We start from the raw sequence: 19096 nt of genomic DNA, 5'->3' as shown, positions 1-19096 counted from the left end.
CCAGGCCAAACTGGCCGTAGAGTTCGGCGTCGAGCGGGGAGCGGTGCGCCAGTCGCTGCGCATCCTGCAGGCGGAGCGTCTGCTCACCAATGTGTCCAAGGGAAGCCCGGCGACCGTCACCTACGACCCGGGACGGCCCCCGGTCGGCCCCGCCGCCCCGCCGCAGCCCGCCATGGTCGCCCTCGTCCCCCGTGTCGCCGCCGCCTTCGACGCCTCCCACGTGCGGATCGACGCCCTGTGCCTGACCGCGGTCTCGCTCACCCTGGCCGTGGGAGAACCGTTGCGGCAGATCCATGCCGGGCGACTGAAACCGGCCAAGGTCGACGTCCGCGTCCTGCTGCCCAGCCGCGACATCGACCTCGCCTTCCCCACGCCGGTGGACGACGCCTCCGCCGCCGGACGGCTGCGNNCCCAGCGCAACGCCCAGGGGCGGGTGCTCCGGCACAATCTGCTGGCCCTGCGCGCCACCCACGGCATCGACGTCCGGGTGGCCTTCCGCGCGCTGCCCTTCACCCCGCCGGTGAAGCTGTACCTGCTCAACGGCACGGAGGCGCTGTTCGCGTACTACACGGTGCGCCGGCGCGAGCAGGAGATCGACCAGGAGCAGCTGGAGCTCTACGACGCCGAGGGCACCCGGTCGATGCTGTTCGCCTTCGAGAGGGGCGTCGACCCGCGCGAGACGACGTTCGTGGAGCAGTCCCGGCTGTGGTTCGACGCGCTGTGGGGGACGATCAGTTCGGAGCTCACGCTCATGGACTGACGGCCGGGCCGGCCGTGCGCACCGGTCACAGGGCGGGGCCCGCGAGCAGCGTCGCCGGCACCACGGCCCCCGCGGAGCCGAGGGCCGGGCTCTTGGCCTCGACGCCGGCGGTGGGCAGCATCGGGCCGACGGGACCCGGGGTGCCGTACGTCCACTGCGCGAGCCGATCCAGACCGGCGACGAAGGCGGCGGGCAGAAGAGCGGGAGCGGGCACGACGGCCTCCCCCTTCGGACGGCTGCGGGCCGGCACGAGGGCGCACCAGGAGTCATGACCTCTGCCGACTCGGTCAAGTTGGCAACCAACTCCTTTGCGGTTGTCCTCACTTGGTCGCCATCTATGAACAAATTTCAAACAACTCCCTTTAGATGAAGCTGAGTTGTAGCGTTTGGCTGTGACTCAGGAGAGCGTGGCCATGAACGGCAGCAGAAGACGCACGCCCCAGGAGATTGCCGACACCCTGCGGGAACGGATCCACACCGGTGTGCTCCGGCCGGGCGACCGGCTGCCCACCCAGGCCGAGCTCGCCGAGGAGTTCGGGGTGGAGCGCGGCACCGTGCGCCAGGCGCTCCGGGTGCTCCAGGAGGACGGCCTGCTCAGCAATGTCACCAAGGGCAGCCCGCCGCGGGTCGCCGCCCCCGCCGCCGCCCGCGCGGAGCCCCAGCCGACCATGGTGGGCCTCGCGCCGCGGCTCGTGGAGGCCTTCTCCGCCCGCCGGGTGCGGATCGACGCGGCCTGTCTCACCGCCGAGACCCTGATGATCGCCCTGGGCGAGCCCGTGCGTCTGATCCACGAGGGCCGGCTGCGCCCCGAGGCGATCGACGTACGCATCCTGCTGCCGTCCCGGGACATCGACCTGGCCTTCCCGGTGTCGGTGGACGGACCGGGCGAGGACGACGACGATCCGGTCCACCAGCGCTGGCTCGCCCAGCGCAACGCCCAGGGCCATGTGCTCCGGCACAATCTGCTGGCTCTGCGCGCCACCCACGGCATCGACGTCCGGGTGGCCTTCCGTGCGCTGCCCTTCACCCCGCCGGTGAAGCTGTACCTGCTCAACGGCACGGAGGCGCTGATGGCGTACTACATGATCGCGCGCCGCGAGGAGCAGGAGGACGGCGGGACGCTGGACATGTACGACGTCCTCGGCACCGAGTCCCTGCTGTTCCACTTCGAGAGGACGACCGGGCAGCGGGACGCCGCGTTCGTGGAGGAGTCCCAGAAGTGGTTCGACGCCCTCTGGGAAACCATCACGTCGGATCTGACACTCTCCTAGTGACTTCTGATACGACGCAGACCGAAACGGTGACGGCCCGGACCGGGGACGAGACCGAGGAGCTACGGAACCTGATCACACGTGCCCGGGTCGTGCTGTGGGACTTCGACGGGCCGATCTGCCGTCTGTTCGCGGAGCACACCTCGGAGCGGGTGGCGGCCGAGCTGGTGCGCTGGCTGACGGACCGGGGGATGCACGGCCTGCTGACCGACGCCGAACGGCAGTCGCCGGACCCGCACGCCGTCCTGCGTGCCGTCGACCGCCGCCGCCCCGGCAGCGACCTGGTCGGGGAACTGGAGGCCCGGCTGACCCAGGAGGAGATGCGCGCCGCCGCCTCCGCCCGGCCCACGCCGTACGCCGACCCGCTGATCCGCACCTGGGCGGCACTGGGCTCCCGCCTGGCGGTCACCACGAACAACTCGCCCCTCGTGGCCCGCGCCTACCTGGACCGCCGCGGCCTTGCGTCCTGCTTCTCCTCCCACGTCTACGGGCGCACCCAGGACCTGCGGCATCTCAAGCCGGACCCGTACTGCCTGAACCAGGCCCTGAGCGCGACGGGTACGACGCCCGCCCGGGCGCTGATGATCGGCGACACCCCCTCGGACCACCAGGCCGCCCGGAGGGCCGGCGTGCCCTTCCTCGGCTACGCCTGCAACGCCCGCAAGGAAAGGCTGCTCAGGGAGGCGGGCGCCACCGTCGTGGTGGGGTCGCTGGAGCCCATCCTGCGGATCCTGTCGGCTCGGCGGCGGTCGCCGGGGCGGGCGGGGAGCGTGCGCTAGCATTCCCGCACCGTGCCCGAGCGATCGCTTCCGTTTGTCCGTACGGTCACGGGAACGTACGCCCCCGGCACACGCCCGGCCGGGGGAGGCGGACACACGGCCCCGCGGAGGCCCGGCGCGACGACCTGACGCGCAGGAGCGGAGGAAGCGGGGAGAAGCGGGAAGAGCGGTACGTCACCCTTTGTGCCGACTCGGCCGCTTCACGCATCGCGAGGCCGGGATTCCCGGCTTACCGTTTGCCCGACCTGTCACCTGTGCGACCGAACCGGAGCGGCCAGTGGAGGCACCGCCCGTTTCCCGGGAACCCTCTGGGGGACGCGACGCGGCCGGCGCCGTGGAGCCGGCCCTGGCGGCGTTCGTGCGGACCGCCGCACCGGGGCGGACGGACGGCGGGCACCACCACCGCACCCGTGTCGTGCCCGTGACCGCGGAGGCGGCGCCCCTCGTGGGCCGCCCGGCGGGCACCCGTGTGGCCGTGCGGCTCTGGCACGCCGACGCCCTGCCGGCGGCCGTCCGGACCTGGCCCCGGCAGGAGGAGCCGCGGATCCTGGACGCCGTCCGGGCCGTTCTGCCCCAGGTCCCCGAACGTCTCGCGGCCGGCGACGGCTTCGCCGTCCACAGCCATGTGGAAGGGGTGCCGCTGGCCGGTGTCTGCGGCAACGGCAAACCCGTGGACACCCTGCTGATCAGGGCCGTGGCGGAGCTGTTCGCCCGGATGACCCAGGTGCGGCGCACCGCGCTGCCCGCCCTGCCCCCGTTCTGGCCCCACAACCACACCGACAGCCAGGGCTTTCTGCGGACGCTGGCCCATCTCGCCGACGAACAGCTCCGGCGGCCCCACTGGCTGCGCTACGGCGGGCTGTTCGCGGCGCTCGGCATTCCGCAGGACGCCCTGATCCGGCTGCGGGAGCGGGTGCCGGCCATGAGCCGGCGGCCCTTCGGCCTGCTCCACACGAACCTGCACCGCAACAACCTGATCATTCCGTACGCCGGCGACCCGCCCCTGACCTGCGTCGACTGGGACCTCGCCGGCTACGGCGACCCCCTGCACGACCTCGCCACCCACCTCGTCCGCATGCGGTACCCGTCCCACCAGTGGCCCGAGGTCGTCGACGCCTGGGCGGACGCGATGTTCCGGGTCCGCCCGGCCGCCGTGAACGGCCTGTCCCGGGACCTGCGGCACTACGTCGCCTTCGAACGGGCGCAGTCCGTCTATCCGGAGGTGATGCGGGCCGTGCGGGGCCTGCGGGACACGTCCGACCAGAAGAGCCTGGACGAGGCAGTGGCCCGGGTGCACCGGGCGCTCCAGGCGGGCGCCGAACCGCTGGGGCTCAGAAACGTCCCGGACGCCGCGGAGATCGAGCGTGTCCTCTTCCGCTGGCGGGCCTCCCGGACGGCGGCGCGCGACGGCGCCGGCCGGGCACGGCAGACGATCCCGTGGACGCCGGACCCGCGCCTTGCGGAGCGGAGCGACTTTCCCGCCTCCGCCGTCGAACACGCCCTGCTCGCCGAGGGCATGGCCCCGGCCGACCGGGTCTTCAAGGGCACCACCCACCTCAACTCGGTGGTGCGGGTGCCCGAGTACCCCTCCCCGGTCGTGGTGCGCCGCAAGGTGGCGGACGCCTGCCGCCGCGAACCGAGCTTCCTCAGCGAGCACGCCGTCCTGCGCGCCATCGAGCAGTCGGGCGTCCCGGTGGCGGCACCGCGGGTCCTCGCCCTGGGCCGCAGCCACCGGGGGGAGCCGTACGCCATCCACACCTACGTCGGTCCCGAGGACGGCGACGGCCCGCCCCGCCACCCCGAGCACGGCCTGTGGCCGCACGAGGCGGACGCGCTCGTCGACCAGCTGTGCGCGCTGACGGACGTCGACTACGCGGGGCTCGACCCGGTCGCGGGCGAGGAGACCTTCTTCCGCTGGCTGTGCGACCAGCTGGTGCTCCTGGTGGACGGGCTGCCCGAGGAGACGAAGCAGCCGGCCCGGCTCCTCGGCCTGCCCGACGCCTCCCGGCTCGGACAGATCCTCTCCCGTTTCCGGGTCAGGCCCCGCCGTCCGGCCCTTCTGCACGGCGACCTGAACCCCTGGAACCTCGTACGCCGCGACGACGCCCGCGCCCTCACCATCATCGACTGGGAGATGGCGCTGATCGGCGACCCGCTGTACGACCTGGTCCGGCACATGCATCTCACGCCGACCCGCCCCGAGATCCGCGAGCGCATGTTCCGGCGCTGGGAGCGCCGCCTGCCCGCCGCGTACACGGCCGGCTGGCGCCGGGACTGGCGCGTCTACCGCTGGCTCGAGACCGTCCGCTCCGCCTACGTCGACCTGGACCGCCTGGTCACCGGGGCGAGCCTGGACGCCCCCAACGTCCGCCGTGCCGTCGACTCCTATGCGATGACCCTCGCGACGGCCACCGCCTCCCTGGGGCTGACGGCCCGTCCGGCGGCGAACCCGTACCTCCTGCGCGCCCTGACCCGGCAGGCCCCCGCCGGAGCCGGGAACCCGGCCCTCCCGTCACCGGACCGCTCCGCCGGCGCCTGGCCCCTCTGAGTCCTCTGACGCCCGGCTCCCGCCTGACGTCCGCTCGGCTCCTGCCCGCTTCCCGGCCGGGGGCTCGTCCGGCTGAAATCCACTGGCGTGCCCGGTTGTCCGACGGGATCATGACAGCCCGCCGTTCCGCGCCCGGGACGGCGGGCCCGCTCATGTGCCGACCCGGGAGGACCCCCGCATGACCCGTGCGCCGATGGTGCGACGCGTGTTCGGCGACAGTCCCTTCGCCGGGGTCGGAGCACCTGCTCTGGCCGTCGCCGACGCGCGTTCACGGACGGTCGCCGTGGGCGGGTACCTCGGGTATGTGCAGTGGGGCGGCAGCGGAACCGCGGACTCCCGGTGGACGGGGCACCGGATCGGTGTCTATGAGCAGGACGGGCTGCGGTGCCGGCACCTGGTGCGGTCGGAGTATCCCGTCCGGTCGTTCGCCTTCCACCCGGTTCTTCCCCTGCTGGCCGTCGGGACGGGGCAGTACGACGGCGGCTGCTTCTTCGAGGGCGAGCTGCTGCTGATCCGCCTGGACTCCGGCGACGTGGTGTCCGCCCTGCGGCACCCGCGGGAGGTGCTCGAGGTGGAATGGCGCAGCGAGACGGAACTCCGTCTGGTCCTGGCACCGTGCGACGACTGGGAGAATCCGCAGGCGTACGAGCAGGGCCACGTGGTCGTCGTGACGCGCCCGGACTGGGGTGCCGTCGGCCGGAAGTCGATCGGTGCCGAGGAGGTGGCCGCCCCCGTGGAACCGGTCGTCCGGTCGAACCGCGGTGCGGAGACCCGCCGGTTCCTCGCGGACCTCGCGGCCTCGGCCGGCCGGCAGTGGTCCGTACGCCGGCGGGTGTGGGCCGTCGAGGGCACGGAGGACGGCCGGGTGGTGGCCGCTCTGGACGGGGTCCTGGCGGAGGCGTGGCTGCCCTCGGGGGAGCTGCACTGGAGGGTCGAGGACGAGGAGGGCGGCCGGCAGCTGGTGCCGGCCCCCGACGGCACATCGGTCTGGGTCAACGCCGAACGCCGCGGGGGCCGGAGAGGAGTGAACGGGGAGCCCGCATCCCGGCTGGCCCGCATCGCCGTCGACACGGGGCAGGTGCTGGAGACCCTGAGCCCGGACGTGTTCACGGTCGTCGTCGCAGTCGGCCGGAAGATGGTCCTCAGGCCGCTGGACGACTGGTACGGCCGGCGCACGTCTCCCGAACGGCTGCTGATGTTCGACCTCGACGGCCCGGAGAGCGGTCGGGGGAACGGTCCGGTGGACGGCCCGGAGGTCGGCCGCTTCGACGTGTTCAATCACGCGTTCCCCGTCCGGCGTGCGAGCCGTCCGTACCTCCTGGTCGGCACCGACCCGGGCGAGTCGCACAAGGACAAGTGGGTCACCGTCCTGGAGGCCGACGGAACGTTGCGGCGGCTCTTCCCGCACTCCTGGGTCCCGGAGGAGCATCACTTCGGGGGCCCCGCGGTCGAGACAGGGCAGTCCCTGGTCTATGCCGGCACCGTCCACCACCCTCACGGGCTCCAGCCCGGTGGCGCCTACGTCGTACGGCGGTCCCTGGACGGCTCGGTGCGGTGGCAGCACCGCACCGATCACCCCGCCACCGCTCTCGACTCCGACGGGGAGACCGTCTACGTGGCCTACAACTCCGGTGCCCTGACGGCACTGGACGCCGGCGACGGCTCGGTGCGATGGCACACCGAGCTCACGGTCGACGGAGCCCCGGCCACCGCGCTGTCCCTCGCCGTGGCGCCCCAGGGGCACCTGCTCATCGGGACCGTCGACGGCCGGATCCTGGAGTGCTCGCCCCAGCCGTGACCTCGAGAGCGCGGCTCGACCGCGGGCGGCGTGACGGTTCATCCGCGGAGCCAGGCGAGCAGGCGCCGTGGAGTCGGCCGCCTCGTACTGGCCGGCAAGGAGCGGAGGGCCGATCGGGCTTTCCTGGCTTGCCGGGCGAGTCGGTATGCCTCCGCTTCGCGGATGAGTTCGCGGGAGCGGACCCGGTGCAACTCGGCGTGCATGCCGCTCGCTCCTACCGCTGGAGCTCCACGACGTCGGCGACCACGCAGCTGACGTTGTCGGGACCGCCGGAGCCGTTGGCGAGAGCGACGAGTTCACGGACCGTCTGCTCGGGCTCGCTGATGCCGGAGAGGACCCGGCGGATGTCCTCGGCCGGCACGACGGTGTACAGGCCGTCCGAGCAGAGCAGGTAGCGGTCTTTCTGCCGGGCGTCGTGCAGACGCATGTCGGGTGCGGAGTCGGCTCCATGGGCCAGAGCACGTATCAGCAGGGACCGCTGGGGATGGGAGGCGGCTTCTTCCGGGCTGAGGCGCCCTTCGTCGACCATCGACTGCACCATGGTGTGGTCGTGGGTGATCTGGAACAGCTCTCCGTCCCGCAGGAGGTAGACGCGGGAGTCGCCGATGTGGACGAGGGCCAGCTGCGAGCCGGTCCAGAGCATCGCGGTGAGGGTGGTCCCGGTCTCCTCGGACGAAGGGGCGAGTCCGGAGACGCCGTGCACGGCCTGCTTGGCCTGGTCGATCGCGTCCTCGAGGACGTTGAGGAGAGGGCCCGCCGGGAAGCTGCCGGTCTCCAGGCTCTTGAGCGCGTCGACGGCGGCGGCGCTCGCGGGGGCGCCTTTGCTGCCGTAGCCGTCGGCGACGGCGAGCAGGCGGGACCCCGCGTGGACGGTGTCCTGGTTGCTCTCGCGGACAAGGCCGGTGTCGGAAAGGGCGGCGTAACGGATGCCCAGGGGCTTGGTGGTCGGAGGCATGGCGGGGTCCTCGTCCTTCCGGGAGAGGTGGTCGATGAGGAAGGCGGCCAGGTCCCGCCGTGCGGCTGTGTCGGCTTCGACCTCGGCCCAGAACGCACGGATCTCCTCGGCTGCCGGACCCGCCTCCAGGGCGCAGACGTGCCGGATGCGGGCGAGGGGCATCCCGAGCCGGCGGAGCCAGGCGACGAGCCGGGCCTGATCCAGTTGCTCCGGTGCGTAGAGGCGGTAGCCGGTCACCGGGTCGACGCGAGCGGGAGTCAGCAGGCCGAGCTCGTCGTAGAGACGCAGCGCCTTCGGCGACAGCCGGGACGCCTTCGCGAACGCCCCGATGGTCAGCAACTCCATGCGCGTTCCTCCTCATACCAGGCGCGATGCCTGGCCCCACCGATGCTGTGGGTTTCCCCAAGGTGAAGGTCAACCACGAGCTCCGTCCGGCCCTGTCCGACGGCCTTTCAGCCGGCCGGAGGCCGCGTGACCGGCGGATCCTCGGCTGGAGAGCGGCGCTTCGGCCGCCGTTCGGCGTACCGGCGGGCGTGGAGGGCCGTGTCGCCCGACCGCGGAGGCGAGGGCCGGCGGCACGGCACGTAGGGTGGAGGCATGTGGACCCAGCACACCCAGGATCTGTGATCACCAGGCGTTGAGGGCGGTGCCGTACGGTGCCGCCCTCCTCGGCGTGCCTGGTACGTGATCCGCCTTCTCGGCGCCGCCCGCACTCAGGGGGTGTGATGCCGGGTCCCGTTCTTCCGGAGACGGCAGCTGTGAGAGCGCGTACAAGTCACGGTCCCTTCCCTTCCCCCGCTGCCAGGAGTGCCTCGTGCCCGCGTTGCTTCCCCCTGCTCTCGAACTGTTCCTCGACGTGCTGCGCTGCCCGGTGTGCCGCGCCCGTCTCCGGCCCGACCGCGGCTCACTGCGCTGTCCGGCGGGCCACACCTTCGACATCGCCCGCCAGGGCTATGTCAGCCTCCTCACCGGCACCCGTGCCACCAGCGGCGACGACGCGGCCATGGTCCAGGCCCGGCAACGTTTTCTCGCCACCGGCCGGTACGACCCCATACGCCGGGCCCTGACCGAGCTGACGGCCGACGCCCTGCCCGGTGGGGGAACGGTCGTGGACGTCGGATGCGGCACCGGCTATTACCTGGCCGGGGTGCTCGACCGGGTGCCCGATGCCCGTGGCCTCGGGCTGGACACATCGGTGCGCGCCCTGCGCCTGGCGGCCCGGGCCCATCCGCGGGCCGCCGCGGCGAGCTGGGACGTCTTCCGTCCCTTCCCCGTGAACGACCGGACGGTCGACGTCCTGCTGGACGTGTTCGCCCCGCGCAACCCGTCCGAGTTCCACCGGGTGCTCCGTCCGTCCGGCCGGCTGATCGTGGTGCGCCCCACCGAGCGGCACCTGGCGGAGCTGCGGAGCCGGATCCCCGGGATGGTCACGGTCGACCCGGACAAGGAACGGCGCCTGCACCGGGCGCTGGAGCCCCGCTTCACGGCCGTCGGCACCCGGCACATCGCCTACACCACCCCCCTGACCGGGCAGGAGGCCGCCGACCTGGTGGGGATGACACCGAGCGCACGCCATCTGGCCTCCACGGACCCGGTCGGCCGCGGTTTTCTGCCCGACTGGGTCACCGTCTCCGTGCTGGCCACCTCCTACCGGCCCCGGTGACCCACCGGCCCCGGCGGCCACGGGCGGCGGACACGCGGCACACTCTTGCAAGCACATTGCTTGCATTTGTTAGCAGGGGTGGGGCAAGGTGGAGACATGGCATCGCTCAACGTCGGCAATCTCGGTGAGTACCTGCGCGAGCAACGGCGCAACGCGCAGTTGTCGCTGCGGCAGCTCGCCGAGGCCGCCGGGGTGTCCAATCCCTACCTGAGCCAGATCGAGCGCGGACTGCGCAAGCCGAGCGCGGAGGTGCTGCAGCAGGTCGCCAAGGCGCTGCGGATCTCCGCCGAGACGCTGTACGTGCGGGCCGGCATCCTCGACGCCGAGCGGGACCGGAGCGAGGCGGAGACGCGCGCCGTCATCCTCGCCGACCCCTCGCTGAACGAGCGGCAGAAGCAGGTGCTGCTGCAGATCTACGAGTCCTTCCGCAAGGAGAACGGGTTCGGGACCGCCCAGACGGAGAGCCGGGCGGACGGTCGGGGGAAGGACGGCGAGGCGCGCGGCGGGGCACAGGGCGGGAAGCACGACGGCCCGCCCGCCCGGGAGGACGCCGCCGGCGGCACCGCCGCGCACGGCGACCGCACGGCCGACGGCGGCAGCGGCAGACGCATACGCACCGGCGCCGCCTCCGCTTCCGACTCCGGCTCCGCCGGGCGACGCCGTACCCGCACATCCGACGGCAACGACAGCAACGACGACAACGGCGACGACGCCGATCCGCAGCAGGCGGCCGACCGATCCCGGTGACCCCGCGACCGCACGGTCCGGCAGGGCCGGGCAGCCGGCCCCTTCAGCCGCGGCACCCACCTACCTCAGCCACGAGCACATCCGGGAGGACCCTCACCATGGCCATCACCGACGAGCTGCGCAAGACCTTCCGCGACCCCAAGCCGCTCTACTTCGCCGCGGGCACCGCGGACCTGGCCCTGCAGCAGGCCAAGAAGGTGCCCGCCCTGGTGGAGCAGCTGCGCGCCGAGGCCCCGGCCCGTATCGAGGCGGTGCGCAACACCGACCCGAAGGCCGTGCAGGCGAAGGCCGCGGCCCGCGCCAAGGAGGCCGGCGCCCGGGTCAAGGAGACCCAGGAGACCCTCCAGGCCAGGATCACCGAGTTTCTGAACTCCTTCGACTCCGACCTGAAGAAGTTCGGTGCCAACCTCGACTCGGATCTGAAGAAGCTCGGCGAGACCGCCCAGGACCTCGCCCTGCGCGGGGTCGGCGTCGCCGCCGAGTACGCCGTGAAGGCCCGCGAGACCTACGAGAAGGTCGCCGAGCACGGCGAGCAGGCCCTGCGGACCTGGCGCGGTCAGGCCGCCGAGAGCATCGAGGACGTCGCCATGGAGGTCGAGGAGCTCGCCGCCGCCGTCGAGCCCAAGGCCGAGTCCAAGACCGGGTCCAGGACCGAGCCCGTCGAGGTCAAGGCCGACGCGGTCGAGGCCAACGGGAACAAGCCCGCCGCGGACGAGTCCGAGGCCGCCAGGAAGGCCTCCGCCAGGAAGACCCCGAACAGCCGCAAGTCCTCGTCCGCCGGGAAGAAGAGCACCCCGCCCGCCAAGTGACGCCCGGGCCGGCGGCATCGGGCGGACGGCGGACCGTGGGATGTCTCACTCACGGGGCGGCAGATGTCCGGGCCGGGCACCCTTGGGGTGTCCGGCCCGTTCTCTGGGTACGGTGGTCTGGGAATCGGGAGAGAACGGGCGGTGGCAACATGTTGATGACCGGCTTCGCGGGGCTGCTGGGGATCCTGAAGCTCCTCCTCATGGGCCTGGCCGCGTTCGGGCTGTTCGACGCGGCGTTCCGGCGCGAGGACGCCTTCCGGGCGGCCGACAAGCAGAACAAGGTGTTCTGGCTGATCATCCTCGGCCTGGCGCTCGTGGTGAGCTATCTGTTCTCGATCTTCTCGTTCCTGCCGATCATCGGTGTGATCGCGAGCATCGTCTACATCGTGGACGTGCGCCCCGCGCTCAAGCAGGTCAGCGGCGGCAGCGGGTGGGGACGCCGCGGCAGCAGCAGCGACGGGCCGTACGGGCCCTACAACGGCGGCCGGTGAGCCCGGGGGCCGCGCGCCCTCACGGCTCCCGGTCCAGCAGGACCACGGCCACGTCGTCGGTGAGTTCACCGCCGTTGAGCCTGCGCACCTCGCTCACCGTTTCCCGCAGCAGGTCCTCGCCGCGCAGGCCCCGGGCGTGCTGACGGCCGACCAGCTCCACCATGCCGTCCTGGCCGAGCCGTTCGCCGTTCTCCCCCACCCGGCCCTCGATCAGGCCGTCGGTGTAGAGCATCAGACTCCACTGCTCGCCCAGCTCCACCTGCATCCGGGGCCAGCGGGCGCCGGACAGCAGACCGAGGGCGGGGCCGTTGTCGTCGTACGGCAGCAGCCGGGCCGACCCGTCCGGAGCGATCACCAGCGGTGACGGATGGCCGGCCAGGCACAGGCCGGCCCGGCGTCCGTCGGGGGCGATGTCCACCGTGCACAGCGTGGCGAAGATCTCCTCGTCGGAACGCTCGTGCTCCAGCACCTGCTCCAGCGTGGTCAGCAGCTCGTCCCCGCACAGCCCCGCCAGCGTCAGCGCCCGCCAGGCGATGCGCAGTTCCACGCCGAGCGCCGCCTCGTCGGGGCCGTGCCCGCAGACGTCACCGATCATGGCGTGCACGGTGCCGTCGGGGGTGCGCACGGCGTCGTAGAAGTCGCCGCCGAGCAGCGCGCGCGAGCGGCCGGGGCGGTAGCGGGCGGCGAAGCGCAGCGTGGAGCCGTCCAGCAGCGGGGTCGGCAGCAGGCCCCGCTGCAGGCGGCGGTTCTCCTGCGCCCGCAGCCTGCCCTCGGCGAGCCGGCGCTCGGCGATGTCGGACCGCTTGCGCTCCACCGCGTAGCGGATCGCGCGGTTCAGCAGCCGTCCGTCCAGTTCGTCACGGAACAGGTAGTCCTGGGCGCCCTCCCGCACCGCCCGGGCGCCGCGCTCGGCGTCGCCGGAGGCGGTCAGCGCGAGCACGGCGTGCCGGGGCGCGAGTTCGAGCACCTGCTTGAGCACGGCGAGTTCGTCGTCGGCGTCGGCGGACCGGCCGGGCGCGGGCAGCGCGAGGTCCAGCAGGATGCAGTGGACGTCGTCGGTGAGCAGCCGTGCGGCCTCGGTGAGGTTGCGGGCCGTACGGATCCGGATCGGCTCGCCGGAGGAGTCGAGCAGCTCGGGCACGATCGGCGAGCCACCGGGATCGTCCTCGATCAGCAGCAGCGTCAGAGGGCTGCCGGCGTCGAAAGCGGTGTCGCGGCTGTCCTTCTCGACCGTCGTCCCGGCGGGCGGGGCCCACACGGTCGAGGGGCCGCCGCCGGGGGACACGGTCTGCGCCTGGCCACTGTCCGCGGCCGGGACTCTCTGCCGCGGTACGGGCACGGGCATCGTCCTGGGTTCCTTCCCTCCCCCCGGGGGTGATGGGTACGAGGGGCCTCGCCCCACCGACGGGGACCTTAGCGGTAGTCGGTGCCCCAGCGGAATGGTGTGCGGCACGTCGTTCAGGAGCTGGCCACTGGCATATGCCGCAATACATGGCGGAATTGGGCGGGACGGCGGCGGAGACGGAATGACGAAGGTCACGCGCCGCCCGGGGCCGGCCGCGAACCGGCGTGCGATGCGTCACGTGGCCGGTGTCACCGGCCTTCCGGGCGCCCCGCCGTACGGGACTCAGTCCGGGTCCGGCCGTACGACGCCCAGGATCGGCATCGAACCCGCCCCCGCGAGCGTCACCGTCCGCCCCGGCCGCGGGGCGTGGACGATCATGCCGTCGCCGACGTACATCCCGACATGGCTGGCGTCGTGGTGGTAGATGATCAGGTCGCCGGGGCGCATCTCCTTGATGTCCACGCGCGTGAGCCGCCTCCACTGCTCCTGCGAGGTGCGCGGGACGGGGTGGCCGGCCGCCGCCCAGGCCTGCGAGGTGAGCCCGGAGCAGTCGTACGACCCCGGGCCCTCGGCGCCCCACTCGTAGGGCTTGCCGATCTGGGCCGTGGCGAACGCGACCGCCTTCCTGCCGGCCGGGGAGGCCTTGCCGTCGATCTCCTTGAGGACTCCCGTGCCCAGCCAGGCGGCCTGCGCCCGCTCGGCGGCCTGCCGTTCCAGCTGGGCGAGGCGCTCGCGCTGCCGTTTCTCCAGCGAGGCCTCCAGCCGCTCGGCCTCCTTGATGCGCTGTTCGATCCGCTTCTTGGCCGCGGCCTTGGCCTTGCGGTTGGCCTCCAGCTTCCGCAGCTGCGCGGAGGCGTCCCGTGCGGCCTGCTTCAGGTCCTGCCGGGTGCGGACCGTCTCGTCGATCAGGGCCTTGGTGGCCCGCTCGCCCTGCAGGATCCGGCCGGCTCCGTCGAGGAAGAGCTGCGGGTCGCCGCCGAGCAGCAGCTGGGCCTCGGGCGGCAGACCGCCCAGGCGGTACTGGGCGCGGGCCGCGGCGCCGGCGCGCTCCTTCAGCTCGTCCAGCCGTCGCTGTTTCTCGGCGATGTCCCGGTTCAGCTCGGCGATCTCGGCGGACTGCTTCCTCGCCTTCTCCTCGGCCGCGTTGTAGGCCTCGGTGGCGACGGCCGCCTCGTGGTAGAGCTTGTCCAGCCGGGCGCGGACCTTCTCGAGGTCCTTGTCCACGGGGGTGGCCGGCGGGGGCGTGGCCGAGGGGGAGGCGGACGGCGCCGGTGCCGGGTCGGACAGCACTCCGGCGAACGCCGTGCCCGGCGCACTCAGCAGGGTGATCGCGCAGACCACGGTCACGGCCGCTGCGAGCACGGTGTGCCTGCCCCGTTCCATCTCTGCCCCCATGTGGTTAACCGTCAGTAACTTACGGTGCCTGGGGGATGTTGTCACGTTTCGACGCGGAACGACAGAGGGCGGTCCGCCGCCCTTTCTCCGTCCGGCCGCCCCTTCTGTCCGGACGGCGCACGGCCCGCGGAAGGCCTTTCCGCGGCGGACCGGGACGGCGGCACGGTCCAGCCGCGCGGCGCCAGCGCCTCCCAGCGCACCGTCACCTCGCCCTGCCGCCAGCGCGCCGGCCCGTCCGTCACCGGCCAGTGGGCCGCGAGGTCGCGCACCGCGCGGATCCAGCGCTGGCGGGCGCCGTAGGAGGCGTAGGGCGCGGCGGCGGCCCAGGCGCGGTCGAAGTCGCGCAGGAAGGCGTGCACCGGCTCACCGGGGACATTGCGGTGGATGAGCACCTTCGGAAGGCGTTCGGCCAGGTCCGAGGGGCGGTCCAGGGAGGCGAGACGGGTGGCGAAGGTGACCGTGCGGGGCCCTTCCGGGCCGAGCGCCACCCACACGTGCCGGCGTCCGATCTCGTCACAGGTGCCCTCGACGAGCAGGCCCCCGCGCGTGTGCTCGCCCGCCGGGGCCAGCCGCGCGCACAGCCGCTCCCAGGCGGCGGCCACCTCCGTCTCGTCGTACTGCCGCAGCACATTGGCCGCGCGGATGAGGTGCGGGCGCTGGGGGATCGGCACCTCGAAGCCGCCGTGCCGGAAGACCAGCCCGTCCCGTTCGTACGGCCTCGCGGCCGCGACCCGGGCCGGTTCGATCTCCACGCCCACCACGCGCACACGGGGCGCGGCGGTGCGCAGCCGGTGCAGCAGCTCGACCGCCGTCCAGGGGGCGGCGCCGTAGCCGAGGTCGACGGCCACCGGATCCTCGGCCCGCCGCAGTTCGGCCCCGTGCACGGCCGCGATCCAGCGGTCCATGCGACGGAGCCGGTTGGGGTTGGTCGTCCCGCGCGTCACCGTTCCCACGACGGCGGCTCTTCCGCTCGGGCGGGACCGGGAGGAGGCGGGGGGTGCTGCGCGGGAAGCCATGGACACGAGGGTAGGAGGGTGCGGGGCACCGCCCGCCCGGACGTCGCGCATGCCACACAGATCGGGCGCACCCCGAGGAGGGACCGATGTCGAACGGTTGAGCGACATTCGGTAATGATTCGGCAAAGAGTTCGACAGCGGAAATGGACCCGCCCCCCGGGGACGTTGCCCTTTGCGGGGCGCCCGGTGCGCTCTGTCCGGCATGCCCGCAGCAAGGAGGAACGCCACGTGAGCCAGTACATCGGCAGGCTCGGGCGTCGCTCCCCGGGGGCGGCCTCCCGGCTGCGCATCCATCGCCGGCCGCGCCGTGTGGCCATGCTCTCCGTGCACACCTCCCCGCTCCACCAGCCCGGCACGGGCGACGCGGGCGGCATGAACGTCTACATCGTGGAGCTCGCCCAGCGCCTGGCCGCCCAGGGCATCGAGGTGGAGATCTTCACCCGGGCCACCGCGGGGGACCTGCCGCCCGCCGTCGAGCTCGCCCCCGGCGTCCTCGTCCGGCACGTCGACGCCGGCCCCTACGAGGGCCTGGCCAAGGAGGACCTGCCCGCCCAGCTGTGCGCCTTCACCCACGGCGTGATGCAGGCCTGGGCCGGCCACCGCCCCGGCTACTACGACCTCGTCCACTCCCACTACTGGCTCTCCGGCCACGTCGGCTGGCTCGCCGCCCAGCGCTGGGGCGTGCCCCTGGTGCACGCCATGCACACCATGGCCAAGGTCAAGAACGCCAACCTGGCCGAGGGCGACACCCCCGAGCCCCCCGCCCGTGTCATCGGCGAGACCCAGATCGTCGACGCCGCCGACCGGCTGATCGCCAACACCGGCGAGGAGGCCGACGAACTCGTACGGCACTACGACGCCGACCCGGCCAAGGTCGCCGTCGTGCACCCCGGGGTGAACCTCGCCCGCTTCCGCCCCGCCGACGGCCGCGCCGCCGCCCGCGCCCGCCTCGGGCTGCCGCAGGACGCCCTGATACCGCTCTTCGCCGGCCGCATCCAGCCGCTCAAGGCCCCCGACGTGCTGCTGCGGGCCGTGGGGATCCTCCTCGGGGAGCGGCCCGAGCTGCGCTCCCGACTCGTCGTGCCCGTGGTCGGCGGCCCGAGCGGCAGCGGCCTGGCCAAACCGGAGGGCCTGCAGAAGCTCGCGGCCCGCCTCGGCATCACCGACGTCGTACGGTTCCACCCGCCCGTCGCGCAGGACCGGCTCGCCGACTGGTTCCGGGCCGCGTCCGTGCTGGTCGTGCCCTCCTACAGCGAGTCCTTCGGCCTGGTCGCGATCGAGGCGCAGGCGACCGGCACCCCGGTGCTCGCCGCCGCGGTCGGCGGACTGCCGGTCGCGGTGCGCGACGGCGAGACCGGATTCCTGGTCCAGGGCCACGACCCGGCCGCCTACGCACGCGTGCTGCGCACCTTCGCCGACGAGCCGCACCTCGTCGAACGGATGGGCGCCGCCGCAGCCCGGCACGCGCGGTCCTTCGGCTGGGACGCCTCGGCGGCGGCCACCGCCGAGGTGTACACGGCCGCACTGCAGTCCCGCCGGCGTCGCGTACGCTCCCCTCATGGGCAACGCCACGGGTGAGGCAGCACAGCAGCACGCGACACAGGTCGTCGAGGGAGTCCTGAAGGACACCGGGCTGGAGTGGGAGAGCCCCAGGCCCGGCACCTACGTGGTGAAACTCCCCGGCACCCGCAAGCTCTCCACCACCCTGCAGATGATCGTCGGCCGGCACTCCCTCTCCCTCAACGCCTTCGTCATCCGCCGCCCCGACGAGAACGAGTCCGGCGTCCACCGCTGGCTGCTGGAGCACAACCTCAAGCTGTACGGGGTGAGCTACGCCGTCGACCGGCTCGGCGACATCTACGTCACCGGCCGGCTGCCGCTGGCCGCCGTCACCGCCGACGAGATCGACCGGCTGCTCGGCCAGGTCCTCGAGGCGGCCGACGGCAGCTTCAACACCCTGCTGGAGCTCGGCTTCGCCTCCGCGATCCGCCGGGAGTACGCCTGGCGCGTCTCACGCGGCGAATCGACGCGCAACCTCGAGGCGTTCGCGCACCTGACCCGGCCCTCGGACGGCTGAGCCCGTCTCCCGCACCGCGCCGTCCGGGGCCGCGGGAGCCTCTGCCCGGGGCCGCGGGGGCCTCTTCTCACCGCGTTCCCACCGCACGCGCGTACCTGCCCGGCGTCACACCGACCAGTTTCTTGAAGTGCCGGGTGAGATGCGCCTGGTCGTAGAACCCGGTCGCCGCGGCCACCTCGCTCGGCGTCCGCCCCCGCAGCAGCAGCCGGCGGGCGCGGCCCACCCGGCGGGACATCAGGTACTGGTGCGGGGCGATGCCGTAGGCGGTGCTGAACGCCCGTACCAGATGGGTGGGATGGGCGTGCAGCAGTCGTGCCGCCTCCTCCAGCGACAGCCCCTGGACGACCCGCTCGTCGAGCAGCTCGCGCAGCGCGCGGGCGAGCGCGGGATCGCGGCGCGGACGGGCGGCGGCACGACCGGTCCGGCGCCGCAGATGGTCCCGCAGCCGTTCCCCGACGAGCACCAGCCTGCTGGCGGCCTCCAGTTCGTCACCGGGCCGTCCGAGCGCGCCGTGCAACTGGCTCACGCGCCGGCGCAGCAGGGGGTCGCGCAGATCCGGCGCGTCCACGGCCGCCCCGATGAGCTCGTCGCCGAGGTGGGTGCCGTCCAGGTACAGCACCCGCTTGCGGAAGCCGTGCGGGGTGGCGGGGGAGCCGTTGTGCGGGACGTGCGGCGGCAGCAGGGACACCGTGTCGCGCGGGGTGCCGTGCTCGTGCCGGTCCAGCTCGTACCGCACGGCGCCGTCGTCCACGATCAGCAGCGTCCACACCTCGTGCACATGCAGGGGATAGGCGTACTCGGTGAAGTGCGCGTGGAACACCTCGACGACGCCCGGGACGCGCGGGCGCCAGGCGGAGACGTTCCACTGGGGGACCATGCAAAGAACGTACAAGACGGTGCCGTGCGCGCTCCGGGACGCTCGGGGCATGAACGAGCAGCCCCTCCGCTTCGACACCAAGATCGCCGTCCTGCTGCGCGAGGACCTGGAGCCCTGGCAGCGGCTGAACGTCACCGCCTTCCTGGTCAGCGGCCTCGGCACCACGGTCCCCGAGGTGATCGGCGAACCGTACGAGGACGCCGACGGGGTGCCGTATCTGCCGATGTTCCGCCAGCCGGTGCTGGTCTTCCAGGGCACCAAGGAGGTCCTGGCCGCGGCGCACGAACGGGCCCTGGCCCGGTCCCTGACGCGCGCCGTCTTCACCTCGGACCTGTTCGCCACCGGCAACGACCGCGACAACCGCGCCGCGGTCCGGGCCGTGCCGACCCGTGAGCTGGACCTGGTGGGGCTGGCGGTGTACGGCCCGAAGAACGCGGTGGACAAGGCGTTGAAGGGGGCGCGGATGCATCCGTAGGAACCCGTGGGAGCCCGCAGGAAGCAGCCGTTGGCGGGCCCCGGAGGGTGAGGACCGCGGGCCCTGCGGGGAGGGCGGGCTCCGCGGGGA

The 19096-nt window shown here is 73.0% G+C and carries 18 protein-coding genes; 12 read left to right on the top strand and 6 right to left on the bottom strand.

Translation table 11 applies throughout. The features are described from left to right. Positions 1-760: GntR family transcriptional regulator (locus CCN35_RS08675; RefSeq protein WP_086792112.1), on the top strand; the 760-nt coding region annotated here is incomplete at its 5' end. Between the two features lie 25 nt (positions 761-785). Here the strand turns inward: CCN35_RS08675 and CCN35_RS08670 are convergent. Next, positions 786-974, bottom strand: coding sequence for a hypothetical protein (locus CCN35_RS08670; RefSeq protein WP_086792114.1), 189 nt, complete (start codon positions 972-974; stop codon positions 786-788). Between the two features lie 172 nt (positions 975-1146). Between CCN35_RS08670 and CCN35_RS08665 the strand changes: the two genes are divergently transcribed. From CCN35_RS08665 to CCN35_RS08650, 4 genes are all read left to right on the top strand, one after another. Continuing rightward, positions 1147-2031 (top strand): winged helix-turn-helix domain-containing protein, encoded by an 885-nt coding sequence (locus CCN35_RS08665; protein WP_067397150.1) that lies wholly within the window; start codon positions 1147-1149, stop codon positions 2029-2031. Positions 2032-2060: 29 nt separating this feature from the next. Continuing rightward, complete coding sequence (locus CCN35_RS08660; protein ID WP_245863069.1) at positions 2061-2810, top strand: HAD family hydrolase; 750 nt, start codon at positions 2061-2063, stop codon at positions 2808-2810. A 334-nt stretch (positions 2811-3144) separates the two neighbouring features. Further along, positions 3145-5358 carry an aminoglycoside phosphotransferase family protein gene (locus tag CCN35_RS08655; RefSeq protein ID WP_245863068.1) on the top strand — a complete coding sequence of 738 codons (2214 nt, stop codon included), beginning with the start codon at positions 3145-3147 and terminating at the stop codon, positions 5356-5358. Positions 5359-5536: 178 nt separating this feature from the next. After that, positions 5537-7156 carry an outer membrane protein assembly factor BamB family protein gene (locus CCN35_RS08650; RefSeq protein WP_067397148.1) on the top strand — a complete coding sequence of 540 codons (1620 nt, stop codon included), beginning with the start codon at positions 5537-5539 and terminating at the stop codon, positions 7154-7156. A gap of 214 nt (positions 7157-7370) precedes the next feature. Here CCN35_RS08650 and CCN35_RS08645 read toward each other — a convergent pair whose 3' ends face one another. Continuing rightward, entirely contained in the window at positions 7371-8456 is a 1086-nt protein-coding gene (locus tag CCN35_RS08645) for a MerR family transcriptional regulator (protein WP_086792106.1), read from the bottom strand. Positions 8457-8925: 469 nt separating this feature from the next. Between CCN35_RS08645 and CCN35_RS08640 the strand changes: the two genes are divergently transcribed. The 4 genes from CCN35_RS08640 to CCN35_RS08625 all read left to right on the top strand — a co-directional run bounded on the left by CCN35_RS08640 (position 8926) and on the right by CCN35_RS08625 (position 11821). After that, the gene (locus CCN35_RS08640) at positions 8926-9774 is read left to right on the top strand and encodes a putative RNA methyltransferase (RefSeq protein ID WP_086792104.1); all 849 of its coding nucleotides are present in this window, start codon (positions 8926-8928) and stop codon (positions 9772-9774) included. Positions 9775-9870: 96 nt separating this feature from the next. Further along, the gene (locus CCN35_RS08635) at positions 9871-10521 is read left to right on the top strand and encodes a helix-turn-helix domain-containing protein (RefSeq protein ID WP_067397145.1); all 651 of its coding nucleotides are present in this window, start codon (positions 9871-9873) and stop codon (positions 10519-10521) included. Between the two features lie 98 nt (positions 10522-10619). Then, complete coding sequence (locus CCN35_RS08630; RefSeq protein ID WP_067397144.1) at positions 10620-11330, top strand: hypothetical protein; 711 nt, start codon at positions 10620-10622, stop codon at positions 11328-11330. 149 nt (positions 11331-11479) lie between these two features. Continuing rightward, positions 11480-11821: a DUF2516 family protein gene (locus CCN35_RS08625; RefSeq protein WP_067397143.1), complete on the top strand. Its 342-nt coding sequence runs from the start codon at positions 11480-11482 to the stop codon at positions 11819-11821. A gap of 19 nt (positions 11822-11840) precedes the next feature. Here the strand turns inward: CCN35_RS08625 and CCN35_RS08620 are convergent, their stop codons facing one another. From CCN35_RS08620 to CCN35_RS08610, 3 genes are all read right to left on the bottom strand, one after another. Continuing rightward, positions 11841-13166: a PP2C family protein-serine/threonine phosphatase gene (locus CCN35_RS08620; RefSeq protein ID WP_067397142.1), complete on the bottom strand. Its 1326-nt coding sequence runs from the start codon at positions 13164-13166 to the stop codon at positions 11841-11843. A gap of 282 nt (positions 13167-13448) precedes the next feature. Beyond that, positions 13449-14549: a C40 family peptidase gene (locus CCN35_RS08615; RefSeq protein ID WP_201450886.1), complete on the bottom strand. Its 1101-nt coding sequence runs from the start codon at positions 14547-14549 to the stop codon at positions 13449-13451. A gap of 53 nt (positions 14550-14602) precedes the next feature. After that, entirely contained in the window at positions 14603-15577 is a 975-nt protein-coding gene (locus CCN35_RS08610; RefSeq protein WP_236560673.1) for a class I SAM-dependent methyltransferase, read from the bottom strand. Between the two features lie 228 nt (positions 15578-15805). Between CCN35_RS08610 and mshA the strand changes: the two genes are divergently transcribed. Both mshA and CCN35_RS08600 read left to right on the top strand, forming a co-directional pair. Further along, positions 15806-17155, top strand: a complete 1350-nt coding sequence (gene mshA / locus CCN35_RS08605; RefSeq protein ID WP_067397141.1) for a D-inositol-3-phosphate glycosyltransferase — start codon at positions 15806-15808, stop codon at positions 17153-17155. Beyond that, positions 17136-17654: a type III secretion system chaperone family protein gene (locus tag CCN35_RS08600; protein ID WP_067397140.1), complete on the top strand. Its 519-nt coding sequence runs from the start codon at positions 17136-17138 to the stop codon at positions 17652-17654. The genes mshA and CCN35_RS08600 overlap by 20 nt, the downstream gene beginning before the upstream one ends. 67 nt (positions 17655-17721) lie before the next feature. Here the strand turns inward: CCN35_RS08600 and CCN35_RS08595 are convergent, their stop codons facing one another. Beyond that, positions 17722-18531 carry an AraC family transcriptional regulator gene (locus CCN35_RS08595; protein WP_086792086.1) on the bottom strand — a complete coding sequence of 270 codons (810 nt, stop codon included), beginning with the start codon at positions 18529-18531 and terminating at the stop codon, positions 17722-17724. Positions 18532-18580: 49 nt separating this feature from the next. Between CCN35_RS08595 and CCN35_RS08590 the strand changes: the two genes are divergently transcribed. Next, entirely contained in the window at positions 18581-19006 is a 426-nt protein-coding gene (locus CCN35_RS08590) for a DUF2000 domain-containing protein (RefSeq protein WP_067397138.1), read from the top strand. The last annotated feature ends 90 nt before the right edge of the window (positions 19007-19096 follow it).

The organism is Streptomyces thermovulgaris, from assembly GCF_002155915.1.
Lineage (GTDB): Bacteria > Actinomycetota > Actinomycetes > Streptomycetales > Streptomycetaceae > Streptomyces > Streptomyces thermovulgaris.
This window is presented reverse-complemented; position numbering and strand designations above follow the sequence as displayed.

What these genes read in the sequence shown, in the direction of transcription:
- CCN35_RS08650 (WP_067397148.1), top strand. Translation starts at nt 5,537, where the DNA reads ATGACCCGTGCGCCGATGGTGCGACGCGTGTTCGGCGACAGTCCCTTC.
- CCN35_RS08645 (WP_086792106.1), bottom strand. Translation starts at nt 8,456, where the DNA reads ATGGAGTTGCTGACCATCGGGGCGTTCGCGAAGGCGTCCCGGCTGTCG.
- CCN35_RS08635 (WP_067397145.1), top strand. Translation starts at nt 9,871, where the DNA reads ATGGCATCGCTCAACGTCGGCAATCTCGGTGAGTACCTGCGCGAGCAA.
- CCN35_RS08630 (WP_067397144.1), top strand. Translation starts at nt 10,620, where the DNA reads ATGGCCATCACCGACGAGCTGCGCAAGACCTTCCGCGACCCCAAGCCG.
- CCN35_RS08625 (WP_067397143.1), top strand. Translation starts at nt 11,480, where the DNA reads ATGTTGATGACCGGCTTCGCGGGGCTGCTGGGGATCCTGAAGCTCCTC.
- CCN35_RS08620 (WP_067397142.1), bottom strand. Translation starts at nt 13,166, where the DNA reads ATGCCCGTGCCCGTACCGCGGCAGAGAGTCCCGGCCGCGGACAGTGGC.
- CCN35_RS08615 (WP_201450886.1), bottom strand. Translation starts at nt 14,549, where the DNA reads ATGGAACGGGGCAGGCACACCGTGCTCGCAGCGGCCGTGACCGTGGTC.
- CCN35_RS08610 (WP_236560673.1), bottom strand. Translation starts at nt 15,577, where the DNA reads ATGGCTTCCCGCGCAGCACCCCCCGCCTCCTCCCGGTCCCGCCCGAGC.
- CCN35_RS08600 (WP_067397140.1), top strand. Translation starts at nt 17,136, where the DNA reads ATGGGCAACGCCACGGGTGAGGCAGCACAGCAGCACGCGACACAGGTC.
- CCN35_RS08595 (WP_086792086.1), bottom strand. Translation starts at nt 18,531, where the DNA reads ATGGTCCCCCAGTGGAACGTCTCCGCCTGGCGCCCGCGCGTCCCGGGC.
- CCN35_RS08590 (WP_067397138.1), top strand. Translation starts at nt 18,581, where the DNA reads ATGAACGAGCAGCCCCTCCGCTTCGACACCAAGATCGCCGTCCTGCTG.